We start from the raw sequence: 10,830 nt of genomic DNA on the forward strand, positions 1-10,830 counted from the left end.
TTTATACTTCCTCCATTTTCATTAAAATTTGACTTCTCAATTGCAAAACTTCAAGCTCGTTTTTCGAGTTATCCAACTTAGACCGAGCATTTTCCAATGCCTTTTCCGCACTATCCAGCACTTCTTGGTCACGAGCATTTATGTCAGTTCCCGAATAAGCAGGAAAATTGACTGCACTTACTTCCATTACTCTTTTAATCTTTTGAATACGCCTAGTAGGCATATCGCTGTCTAATTCTTTCCACTCCTCTTGATCCACGAAAAAAATAAAAGACATCCCGTCGATGTCTCCTCGTTTTACAGCACTATATAACGCGCCCGCTTCAGTATTATTTTCTATATCAAGATTAGCCCGAATATATAACCCACTACCATCTACTTGTAGTTGCATTGTCGAGTTGCCATTGTTTCTACGACTTCGAGCAAGTGGAATCTTTTTCAAATCATGATTAACACTAAATAGCACATCATCAAAATTACAATTGTCAAATGCACCACGTTCAATGACCTCATTAAACCATCCGCCAATGTTTGTTACTTGGTCATAGATAGCTGGATGCCCCTCGATATAATTGCCATCATCAGCACTTGCCCTTATATCTTTCAAGCTAAAATGCCGTATTACAGGCTCCGTTTTAGTAGGCAATTTACTCTTGCTCATTCTGACCGCCCCCATCCGTCCCTATATTTTTCTTACTCATTTGATAAGCATTCGCTAAATTTACATCAATATAATTTAGCGACATCGTTCGCTTTTCTCCTCCTGGTATAGGAGGATATCCAAGCAATGCTAATTTTTGATTATCCGATAATAATCCTTGCTCACCAGCTGTCTTCAATAAATCCATTTTGGCTTTGGTACTTAAATACATCATTTCTTTTTGGTAAAACACAATTTCATTTCCAACATCTAGTTCACGTGGTGTAAAAATCGTCTTAGAAAAAGCTTGACCAAGACTAATTAAAATTGGCTCCAATGTTTTTTCATAAAAAGCCTGGTACTGTTCATCATTGAAATCACCTGACAAAATAGCAGCAGAAACCCCATAATGGCGTAAAACTTTTCGATCTAAAAACTCCAATGTATCTTTATCTATTAATTTTGGGTTTGCTTCAATCGGAATATAATCACTCTTTAAATCAATTGGTACAATTCCTGATTTAGAATCAGCCATTTTTTGTTCAAAACGTTCCCGTTCTTCCTTTTGGTCATCTGATTCTAACATTGTGTTTACTTTAATAATCCCACGTACTTGCAGACTCGCTTTCATTCCCTTTTCAAGCCCTTGCATCAATGCATCATTAATACTTAGTACTTTTAACAAAGCTTTATTGTCTGGCGTACCTAATGCACCGCCGCCCATAATGTCATTGCCACTAAATTTTTTCCTCAAATGAATGACATCCGAATAAGCCAAAGTATATTTATCACCGTTTCCGAACGACATTTCCATGAAAAGTTTATTTGTTTTATCTTGCAAAAACGTAACAACCGTAGGATTTAGCGGATAAAAACCTGTATACTCTCTTGTCTTATTACCTCGTCCATCATCCTTTATTACGTACATAGGATAAATAAAAGAGTTATAATTCGTGTACAACAACCAAATAACTTTCTCCAAAAAATCTCGTGTAGTCATTAGTTCATTCGGTGCAAATTTAAACAATCTGTTAATGCTACCTTTCACTATATGTTGCATCCCGTCGTTATCAATGCGGATATGTTTAGGTTGCAACTTACTACATTCTGTCGCAATCACATCAATACACATTTGAACAACATCTGATGCAAAAACATCTTCCCCAAATTGCGAAAATATAGGACTGTAGCCATTCAGCATCCTTGCTTGTTGCATCTCTCTTCTTCCGTTAGAATTCGATGACTTTTTAAAGAAATCCTTAAATGCCAGCGTACTCACCTCCCTAGCAATTGCATAAATTCAGCGCGATTATCAATATAAACTTTGTATGCAATAATCATCGTTACCGCCCCATCAATTTTCTTATGATCCTGCCCCTGAACTTTAATTGGCATAATATCCATTTTGTTATTAAAATTTAGAGCTGTATTTTCTAAACACCACTTGTCTATAGGATCATCGTCATAAACGATAAGTTTGCTTTTTAAATCGCTTTCTACTAGCTTCATTGCCTCAGATAAACTAAAATCTTGATTTACTCTGTCTAAATCAAACCCATAGCCCTCCATCTCTTTTACCCAGTAGATAGCTGACCATTTGTCATAACCCGTCTTATATATCCTAATTCCGAAATCCCGATACATTTTTACGAACCACGCTGTCACCAAGCGAAAGTCATTTTCATTACCTGGCGAAACTTCTATACGATCTTCTCTAATCCATTCCTCAAATCTCTTTTTATCTTCTTTTGATAAGTTTTCAAGTTTCGATTCAGGAATAAAATAGCGTTTAAGCATATATTTTTTCGAATCACCTGGTCGCATTAGCATAATTCTAGCGGATGTTAAGTCACCTGTTTTTGATAAATCAACAGCACCAATACCGAACGCATTTCGAAACTCTTCTATATCAAATTTCTCTTCATTTTTTATGATGTCTGTCGTTAACCATGCTGTCGCATTATTTTGTTTAATATTAAAATCCTTTGACAAAACAAATACTCGCATCGATTTACTCGTTTTAGCTTCCTCAACCATTTTTTGCAAGAAGCTACGTTTTTTTATGACACCTAGACCAGGATTAGACTTAGCCCACGAACTTTCATCTTGCCATACTTCTTGTTCGTTATCCTGCGTATACATCCAAATCAACCAGCGCGGTCGTTCAAGCTCACCATTCAACACTTTCCTAGCTTCACGTAATCGCTCATCTAAATATCCATCATTGATAATCCCCTCAGTAGTTAACTCAATATACAACGGGTCATCTTGTGTTGATACAGCTTGTCGAATTGGCATGACAGAGGTGTTATCTTTTAATTCGTGGACTTCATCAATCGCTCCAACTCGGATATTTTTACCCTCTTTAGCTCCTGTCTTTGCTGATATTTTTTTGATGTGCCCTTTATTCTCGTAGCTAAACTTACCACGCTTCTTAATTTTTTTAGGATTTCCAAAGAAAACGCCTTTTACATTGTTACGAGTAACCTTTTCAAGCGTTCTACTTTCTTCACGCATAGAATTAATTGCTTGGAACATTAAATCTGCCTGTTCATAGTCATTACTGGAACATAAAATCCTTGTCCCCATTTCTCCACAAAAAAATTCAGCCAATGCAATAGCTGAAATAAGTGGTGTTTTTCCATTTTTACGAGCTACCAAATACAATACGTCTTGATACAGCCGTATCCATTGCTCGATTTCTTCATCGTATACCTTAAATATATAGATTGCTTCAATAAATGCTCTTTGAAATAAAGCTAATATAAATGGCTTACCAGCAAACGGCGCTTCAAAATGTTTACATTGTGTTTCAATGAATTTTATACGTTGGTGAGCATCTTTAAAGTCAATTTTGATGGCGTCATTTTCAAAATGAGCTAATAACATATCAAGTTGCATCATCAGCTCTTGTCCAATAGTTATTTCCCCTGCTTTGCATTTTGAAATATATTGAAGTAAAAAAGATTGTTGCAAATATGGATAGATATATTGATTGTTCATTCTTCAAATTCCTTCAAGTCGTCGTCATCTTCAATTATGCCTTTCGACAGTACTCCATTGAGTGTTTTTATTATCACCGCATAGCTATTCACATTTTTTAAATACTGTTTCGATGCTTCGATAGGCTTTTGCAGATTTTTTTGAGACGGATGAACACTAACCATCCCTATTTCCTTTAATAACAATTTCAAGTCGTAATTTTCAGCTTTCAGGAACGCAGCATCATCAATTAATCCTTCAACAAGCCTCCGCTTCGATTCTTCAACATCCTGAAAAATCTCGCTCAATTTCGCCTTTTCTTTAGCTAATACTTCACTTTTAGTCACGTCTCAACCACCCTCAATCCGATTTCGAAATTTTTACCGTGTATCGAAAACCCCTTCCCCTCTCGGTCCCCATAAGAACAATTGTTTGTATTAATAGGGGGGTATTAAGTATGTTGTTCGAACCACTTGTCAATATAACTTGTCCACTCTGCTTGTCTATACTGTCTACCAACATCTTGCTGCAGCCTAGCTATGCATTCCTCTTTGCTAACGTCAATAAAGATTATCTCAGCCCCAAGTTCTTCAGCTAATCGTTCACGTTTATACTTGTCTGCATATCCACCTATAACCCAAGCATTGTGCCACTTACCGTAACGCGTCTTGATATTATCAATGAGCGTACTTTGAACAGCATTAACATTATTAAACAAGTTACCTGGCTTATCATAAGTTGGTAACATCGACACCGCTGCATACAATGCGTCCATATCTACCACTAGATCACCACGTTCCATGTGTTCAGCAACATACGTCGTCTTTCCTGAACATGGAGAACCATAGACAATATAAACCTTTTTAGCACCTTGATAACCAAAACGCTTATGTTCTTTGTTATGGCAATCAAAGCATATCAATTCAATCATTTCAGGATTCAAACTAATCATATGATCATGAACATTCTCTGGAGTTAGCTCAACCTTATGATGTCCTATTAAATCTTTAGACTTTGTTACAGATCGTCCGCAATGTTCACACGTTATACCACGTTCATTTATTAATTTAATCCTCAATTGCGTCCACGCTTGAGATGCATAGAACGACTTTAATACTGCATACTTAGCCATTATTACCACGCCTTTGCTTCTGTCGCTTTAATATCTGCTTTAATCTTTTCTTCGCGTAATCGTTTCATCTGGTTATCATCAAGCAAATCAGTATATTTAGAAAGTACTGCTAGTGCTGCCATCTTATCGGCTAGCTTCACAGCAACACCGTCCTTACCTTTCCTAACCTCAGTGATGATAGTACCATCCACTTCATGCGCTTCTTTTAAACCTACAAAACTATATTCATGCGTTTCCTCGTTGAATATCGGTTTATCTTCATCATCTTTACCTACATACTCTTTCGTCGTATATGTTTTAGTACCGAAATCCACAAAATCAGTAATGTCAGCAAAGGCAATATCAATATACTTTTGCAACACTTGTCGAGCGTCTAACATGACACTATCCGCTAATTGCTTTTTTAAGCGCGCAATTTCGCTTATTATCCCTTCATGTACCATTAATCTATAAGCGTTTCTATTAGCGGTTACATAATCGCATTGGTACGCTTTCTGATAAGCTTTCGTAGCGTTCCAATACTTCACATAATACATACAAAAAAACAACTGCCTATCATTCAGACCGTCGCTTGTAGTTAGCTCATATTTCACTGTTTTTTGTGATGGTTTTTTAGGACTTCCACGTACAGATTTTCTCTTACGAGTTACCGGCGGTTGTTCTTCGTCCCAACGATCTTCTTTTTTCCAACGGCGTATTGTACTTTCATTAACACCATATTTAGCCGCTATTGCTTTTAGCGTTACTTTTCCCTTATTTTTGAGATAGTATTTCCACGCTTTATCCCTATTAGAATTTCTAGCCATATTTCATCTGCACCACCTCCAGATTTTTATAATCTAAAATAGAAGCGAATTATTTTTCTTTACTTTCGAGATATTCAGCTTTTAATGATTCCATGCGTAAGATACGCTCCTGGTTTAACTTCTGCCACTTCTTTGATAACTTCTCTTGTTCACGCGCATATTTTTCTGTCAATTTATCTTCAACCCAAATTGTATTTTCTCCACCACAATTCGGACAAAGAATATATGAACGTATTTGATTCTTTTTCATATTTTTATCATCTCTGCGCAATGCATCGTTTACATTACCTGTGTAACCACAAGGACATTCGAAATTTTCCAATATAATCACCTCTCATAATTATTTACTTCAAACTGCCAGCAATATCTTCTGAACTCTTTTTAGTTTCTGCACCAAGAGACACAGCTTTCGCTTTTAACTTCTCAAAGTCCTCATCATCTATTGAATCAATCGCGTCTAGCTCATCAGCCAACCCACCAAAATACTTTGCAATCGCTCTAAACCTTAATTTATTTTTGTCATCAAAGTTTAAATTGACTGTTACATCTCCTATTTTACCATGGTTCAACCCTCCAAAATTAATAAATATGATTACACAAATCTTTCAACAACAACTGCTCGACAGGTGTTTGTTCTAAATATTCTTCACTGTAATACATAACCTGATCACCATATCGCTTAAAGTATTTAAATTTCTTTTTAGAATCATGTTGTGATAGTTGATACAATTCGGCAATTAGTATTGGGTCTGTATCAACATCTGTTAATTTCAAAGCTTCAACTTTTTCTTTTAACAAGACCACGTTCATTCCTCCACCATTTATAATGTTTTTAAATATTGAAATTGATATAAAATTTATTAAATTTGATGTTGATACGTATTACAATACGTGTTATAATATAAATATAGAAAGGGGTTGATACATAATCAAATGAATTCAAAAGATTTGGTCAAAGCTATTACAAAGGATGGTTGGTACTTAGACCGTGTTAGAGGCAGTCATCACCAATACAAACATCCAACAAAAAAGGGATTGGTTACAATACCACACCCCAAGAAAGACTTACCTCTAAGAACCGTAAAATCAATACTTAAACAAGCAGGGCTTAACTAAAGCCCTCTTGTTAGGAGGTTAATTATATATGAAAGAAAATCGTTATATTTATCCAGCTATTTTTAGTTATGATCCAGATGGTATCTCTGTAGAGTTTCCTGATTTACCTGGTTGTTTTACTTCTGGCGATACCCAAGAAGAAGCACTCGAAATGGCAAAAGAAGCCATGGCATTACATCTATTTGGATTAGAAGAAGATAATGATGTTATTCCAGTTGCATCTTCACTTAAAGTGGTAAAGACTCAAGCAAACCAAGCTACTGTTTTAGTTGATGTTTGGATGCCACCTTTCCGACAAGAAATGAATAACCAATCTGTCAAGAAAACACTTACTATTCCTCATTGGCTTGAAAAAAAAGCATCGGAATATAATGTGAACTATTCTCATTTATTGCAAGAAGCTTTAAAAAAACATCTAGATGCTAATGAACCAGACCCACATATTTAATGTGGGTTTTTCTTTTTTGAATAATAAAAAGTCACATCTTGTTAGATGTGACTCTGTAGTGTTGACGTTTCCGCAAACGTCTATTTAGTTGGAAGACTAATGAGTAAATCCACTTACTCTACATTTACACTATACAATATTTAAAAAACATAAAAAAGGGCACGTTTTTGACATTTCATAGCTGAATGCGTAATCCATCTATGCCGAAAATTAACACAGAAAGTGCATGTACCGCTTCTTTTAAATCTCTCCTTACAGTACGTTCATTAATATCATGCAACTCTGCTATATCATCAAATGTCTTTTTATCTTCGTAAATGTAATAGTGCATCAATGTATCATATTTTCGAATCGCCTCTTTCCCCTGTTGTATACAGTCGTTTTTATAGAACTCTAGCATCTTATCAATAAAGTTCATCATATTCATTGTCCGAACACTGCTTCGAGTAAGCGACTCGATAGAGAGATATTCGCCACCAATTTCAACAAAAGGATCTTCTTCTGTTTCGACTTTATTCAATTCTTTTAACTCTTCACAACGAACTTTGAATTGATGATAATTCCTTAACAGTAGCCGTGTATTGAATAGTCGTCTATCTGCTTTTTTAGTTTGTTCTTCTTGTTGACGTTCAATAAATCTAGTAATTGTCATTTCAACTGTTTGCTCTAACTCTGTACTATTCATTATTCACACCCCTTTTCTTTTCGTTGGAACAACATTGATACTACGTCTTCCTGTTGACTAGTTGTTAGTTTATTAAATATTAAACTAATATCCTTAGTAACATCTAAGAACGTTCTATATCCACCGTGATTGTTAGTAAGACAAATTCCTAACTCTTTAAAAAGTTCTTGTACATCTCGCTCTAGTCGTTCCTTTTCATTCATTGGATATACCTCCATTGTCGCCAAATCCTCAAAACTTTACGTAGTTCTTAAAGCTAGTAATGCAATTGATTTGGCTTTAAGTAGTTCGGCAATTTTATATGAATCTTTGCTCCTGTCTATTTCTTTATCTATCGCCTTAATATGCTCCAATACCATTCCTCTTGAATTTGAATTCATTTATTTCACTCCTATTGAACAAAATCCTCATATTGTGCAGTAATCTTCAATAGTACAAGAACTTACATAGCTTGATTTTTCTAATATTTTATTCATAGCGTTGACAGCATTTTTGTAACGCTTATAAATTTTAACCTTAGTGTCATTCTTTTCATCAACAATTGAAGGAATGTTCACTTCTTCATCTTTGTAAAAAATTATTTTACCTGTGTAGTAACCTTCAATATCTGTATGGTCAAGAGCATTTATTTTAACGACAAATCCCATATAAAATCCCCTTCCTTACTGTACAAAATCCTTCTAGTGCTCATATTGTTCAGTAGTTTTCTTCTAATTCACCATATTTAATTTCGATTAATTTCCAATCAATGATATGGTATAATAATCCATAAAAAAGGAGGGATTAGATAATGAATTCGACGACAATGGATATGGATATCGGTATGGGTATTGGACTTACTATATTACCTATTCTTTCACTATTACTTTTCCTTATTCCATTTGTATTGGTAATTTGGTATATGTTTAAATCCATTAATTTACAGAAGGAACGTAACAAGATTCTAAGAGATATATCTGATAAGTTAAATTAGTGATGTAATTAGATGGGAACTCCCCATCTTTTTTCACTGAACAAAATCTTTCTATTGTGCATTGACTATTCTTTACTGCCATTTAAATAATGCACACGCTTTGCTGCTTCTTCACGTTCTCCATGGTCACTATCTGTATGCCATTCCCCATCTGGTGCATAAAAACCTACTGTAAAAATACCTGGCTCCGATTGAATATAAACCCATTTAGTATTGTCCATTTTTTTCATCCTTTCAATTACGCAATATCTTTCGATTGTTCCTCATGATTAATCTTCCATAGCTTCAATTACAAATTCACGTAAACTTAAATAATCGTTTTCTAAATCCGATACTAATGCATCCATTTCATCATCACTTAAATCCTCTGAGGCATTTTCTGCAACAAAAGAGTATAATTCTACACTATTGTTTTGTAATTCAGTTACAAGATCATCGATTTCCTTTTCACTCATTTAAGTAATTCCCTTCTGCACATTTTCCTTCTAATAACCATCAGAGTAACAATCCATCAACCAATAACACCTTCGTTTTGCAGCTGTCCAATGTTTCTAAGATTTCTTGTAAGTCCACTAACTCTTTATCTTCACCTCTAGCACGACTAAATCTAGCAACTGCATAAGCGCTGCCAACACACTCTATTTCTTCACGTAGTGTGCCGTCATCTTCAGCAACGGTTTCTACATAAGCCTTCAAAGCATCCTCAACATTGCTTGCCATAATAAGTGCATAGCACGGTTCATGTACTTCGTAAAACTTCATGTTATTGCTTGGTAGTCCGTCCCAATGCTCGTTATTTTCTAAAACAGCTACAATGTCATTAATATAAGGCTCGTCCACATTAACTACGATGTAATTGTTAAATGCTACTTTGCCATCACTTTCACGACCATGTTCAATTTGACTGCATACATTGTCTAATGCAATTGCTAATTCATTTTGAGTGAAAGAATCAACGTATTTCGCAACATCGCGGTCATTAATGATTGTGTATTTACGCTCACAACCTTCTTTGATAGTTCCTACAAATGCTGGCTCTGCTTTTGTTTGTTTTAAAATAGCTGCTACTTCCTCATTAATTCGTGGATAACTGTTGTTCATTTTTATTTTCCCTCCTGTACAATATCTTTCCATTATCGAATAATCTTTTTAATTAGATGCTGTGGTTTACGACTTAAAACTTGGTGTGTAATTCGTGGTTTATCAAAACACCTATTATTAAAAATAGGTTTAATTTCTTGTTTACGTGGCTCCATAATATTTAATGCTGTTGTTAATTCTTTTACCGTCACTGATAACCGACCGACACTTTCAGCCACGATTATCATTGCTTCCGCAAATCGCTTTGCTTTTTCTGAATCCACAATTCCTAGTGCATTAGCTAATTCTTCACTAATAGCTATCACATCGTTGTTCATGCTGCGCCCTCCTGTTATCCCTTAATTCCATCGTTTGAAAATTCCAGTAGAGTTAATTGCATTGCTAATTACCATCAATCGTTTTTCCAGCGGCAATGACAACCATTTTTCAAATTTCAATATCTATACCTCCGCCCTGTTAAGAATTACCACTTTTAATTTCCCTTCATTCGCCTTTCTTTGTTGTATTGCCAAAAATTTCATTATTGCTTCTTGTTCTGTTGTAGCAGGTTCAATTAATTTCAAGTCAGCAAAATATTTCGTTAAGCTTTTATAACAACGTATTACTTGATAAATGCCCCACTGTCCATTTACGTTATCAACCACACGTAACTGGTGTTCTTCTGGTGCTAAAGCTTTCTTTATTCCAATTGCTTTTTCTACTTGACGTACCTGTTCATATTGCTCTTTTGATACAACAATCTTCATGTACATTCTCCTTTATACATAGAATCTAAAAATTAATTGTTTAACGTATAAATGGTAATTCTTCATCAGGAGTTAAATTTAGATTCAATCCTTCTATTCTTTTTTCAGCATCTTTGATACAGCCATAGTAAAGACCGCTTCCAGAAAACCATTTATCCTTTACGATCATTTTGTTGCAGTCCTCGTGCAAATGAAATCGCA

21 protein-coding genes are annotated in these 10,830 nt (G+C 35.1%); 3 read left to right on the forward strand and 18 right to left on the reverse strand.

What is annotated here, in order from left to right:
- Position 1: 1 nt before the first annotated feature.
- From ABH968_RS24730 to ABH968_RS24770, 9 genes are all read right to left on the reverse strand, one after another.
- Positions 2–661 (reverse strand): HK97 family phage prohead protease, encoded by a 660-nt coding sequence (locus tag ABH968_RS24730; protein ID WP_370048294.1) that lies wholly within the window; start codon positions 659–661, stop codon positions 2–4.
- On the reverse strand, positions 648–1,856 hold the full coding sequence (locus tag ABH968_RS24735; RefSeq protein ID WP_370048296.1) for a phage portal protein: 1,209 nt from the start codon (positions 1,854–1,856) through the stop codon (positions 648–650). The genes ABH968_RS24730 and ABH968_RS24735 overlap by 14 nt, the downstream gene beginning before the upstream one ends.
- Positions 1,857–1,915: 59 nt before the next feature.
- Positions 1,916–3,643, reverse strand: coding sequence for a terminase large subunit (locus ABH968_RS24740; RefSeq protein WP_370048297.1), 1,728 nt, complete (start codon positions 3,641–3,643; stop codon positions 1,916–1,918).
- The gene (locus tag ABH968_RS24745) at positions 3,640–3,969 is read right to left on the reverse strand and encodes a hypothetical protein (protein WP_370048299.1); all 330 of its coding nucleotides are present in this window, start codon (positions 3,967–3,969) and stop codon (positions 3,640–3,642) included. The genes ABH968_RS24740 and ABH968_RS24745 overlap by 4 nt, the downstream gene beginning before the upstream one ends.
- A 104-nt stretch (positions 3,970–4,073) precedes the next feature.
- The gene (locus ABH968_RS24750; protein ID WP_370048300.1) at positions 4,074–4,754 is read right to left on the reverse strand and encodes an HNH endonuclease; all 681 of its coding nucleotides are present in this window, start codon (positions 4,752–4,754) and stop codon (positions 4,074–4,076) included.
- A gap of 2 nt (positions 4,755–4,756) precedes the next feature.
- Complete coding sequence (locus ABH968_RS24755) at positions 4,757–5,560, reverse strand: terminase small subunit (protein WP_370048302.1); 804 nt, start codon at positions 5,558–5,560, stop codon at positions 4,757–4,759.
- Positions 5,561–5,609: 49 nt separating this feature from the next.
- Positions 5,610–5,882 (reverse strand): hypothetical protein, encoded by a 273-nt coding sequence (locus ABH968_RS24760; RefSeq protein ID WP_370048304.1) that lies wholly within the window; start codon positions 5,880–5,882, stop codon positions 5,610–5,612.
- Positions 5,883–5,904: 22 nt separating this feature from the next.
- On the reverse strand, positions 5,905–6,129 hold the full coding sequence (locus ABH968_RS24765; RefSeq protein ID WP_370048305.1) for a hypothetical protein: 225 nt from the start codon (positions 6,127–6,129) through the stop codon (positions 5,905–5,907).
- 10 nt (positions 6,130–6,139) lie between these two features.
- The gene (locus ABH968_RS24770; RefSeq protein WP_370048306.1) at positions 6,140–6,370 is read right to left on the reverse strand and encodes a hypothetical protein; all 231 of its coding nucleotides are present in this window, start codon (positions 6,368–6,370) and stop codon (positions 6,140–6,142) included.
- A gap of 123 nt (positions 6,371–6,493) precedes the next feature.
- On the opposite strand from ABH968_RS24770, the gene ABH968_RS24775 reads away from it, so the two are divergent.
- Together ABH968_RS24775 and ABH968_RS24780 are read left to right on the forward strand one after the other, a co-directional pair.
- The gene (locus tag ABH968_RS24775) at positions 6,494–6,676 is read left to right on the forward strand and encodes a type II toxin-antitoxin system HicA family toxin (RefSeq protein WP_370048308.1); all 183 of its coding nucleotides are present in this window, start codon (positions 6,494–6,496) and stop codon (positions 6,674–6,676) included.
- Between the two features lie 28 nt (positions 6,677–6,704).
- Positions 6,705–7,124, forward strand: a complete 420-nt coding sequence (locus ABH968_RS24780) for a type II toxin-antitoxin system HicB family antitoxin (RefSeq protein WP_370048310.1) — start codon at positions 6,705–6,707, stop codon at positions 7,122–7,124.
- A gap of 175 nt (positions 7,125–7,299) precedes the next feature.
- On the opposite strand, the gene ABH968_RS24785 is transcribed toward ABH968_RS24780, so the two are convergent.
- Genes ABH968_RS24785 through ABH968_RS24800 form a run of 4 tightly spaced genes read right to left on the reverse strand, consistent with a single transcriptional unit; the run spans position 7,300 to position 8,456 of the window.
- Positions 7,300–7,809, reverse strand: a complete 510-nt coding sequence (locus tag ABH968_RS24785; RefSeq protein ID WP_370048311.1) for a hypothetical protein — start codon at positions 7,807–7,809, stop codon at positions 7,300–7,302.
- Positions 7,809–8,012 carry a hypothetical protein gene (locus ABH968_RS24790; protein WP_370048313.1) on the reverse strand — a complete coding sequence of 68 codons (204 nt, stop codon included), beginning with the start codon at positions 8,010–8,012 and terminating at the stop codon, positions 7,809–7,811. The genes ABH968_RS24785 and ABH968_RS24790 overlap by 1 nt, the downstream gene beginning before the upstream one ends.
- 36 nt (positions 8,013–8,048) lie before the next feature.
- On the reverse strand, positions 8,049–8,189 hold the full coding sequence (locus tag ABH968_RS24795) for a hypothetical protein (RefSeq protein ID WP_370048315.1): 141 nt from the start codon (positions 8,187–8,189) through the stop codon (positions 8,049–8,051).
- A gap of 27 nt (positions 8,190–8,216) precedes the next feature.
- Entirely contained in the window at positions 8,217–8,456 is a 240-nt protein-coding gene (locus ABH968_RS24800) for a hypothetical protein (protein WP_370048317.1), read from the reverse strand.
- 143 nt (positions 8,457–8,599) lie between these two features.
- Here ABH968_RS24800 and ABH968_RS24805 point away from each other — a divergent pair, with 143 nt between their 5' ends.
- Positions 8,600–8,782, forward strand: coding sequence for a hypothetical protein (locus ABH968_RS24805; RefSeq protein ID WP_370048319.1), 183 nt, complete (start codon positions 8,600–8,602; stop codon positions 8,780–8,782).
- Between the two features lie 65 nt (positions 8,783–8,847).
- On the opposite strand, the gene ABH968_RS24810 is transcribed toward ABH968_RS24805, so the two are convergent.
- The 5 genes from ABH968_RS24810 to ABH968_RS24830 all read right to left on the reverse strand — a co-directional run bounded on the left by ABH968_RS24810 (position 8,848) and on the right by ABH968_RS24830 (position 10,629).
- Entirely contained in the window at positions 8,848–9,003 is a 156-nt protein-coding gene (locus ABH968_RS24810) for a hypothetical protein (RefSeq protein ID WP_370048320.1), read from the reverse strand.
- Between the two features lie 48 nt (positions 9,004–9,051).
- A complete protein-coding gene (locus ABH968_RS24815; protein ID WP_370043343.1) occupies positions 9,052–9,237 on the reverse strand; it encodes a hypothetical protein in 186 nt (61 codons plus the stop codon).
- Between the two features lie 40 nt (positions 9,238–9,277).
- Positions 9,278–9,883, reverse strand: coding sequence for a hypothetical protein (locus ABH968_RS24820; RefSeq protein ID WP_370048322.1), 606 nt, complete (start codon positions 9,881–9,883; stop codon positions 9,278–9,280).
- Positions 9,884–9,915: 32 nt separating this feature from the next.
- Entirely contained in the window at positions 9,916–10,200 is a 285-nt protein-coding gene (locus tag ABH968_RS24825; RefSeq protein ID WP_370048323.1) for a hypothetical protein, read from the reverse strand.
- A gap of 123 nt (positions 10,201–10,323) precedes the next feature.
- Positions 10,324–10,629 (reverse strand): hypothetical protein, encoded by a 306-nt coding sequence (locus ABH968_RS24830; RefSeq protein WP_370048325.1) that lies wholly within the window; start codon positions 10,627–10,629, stop codon positions 10,324–10,326.
- Positions 10,630–10,830 lie beyond the last annotated feature (201 nt).

The sequence above is a fragment of the Lysinibacillus sp. RC79 genome (assembly GCF_041262405.1).
In the GTDB taxonomy this organism is placed as follows: Bacteria; Bacillota; Bacilli; order Bacillales_A; family Planococcaceae; genus Lysinibacillus.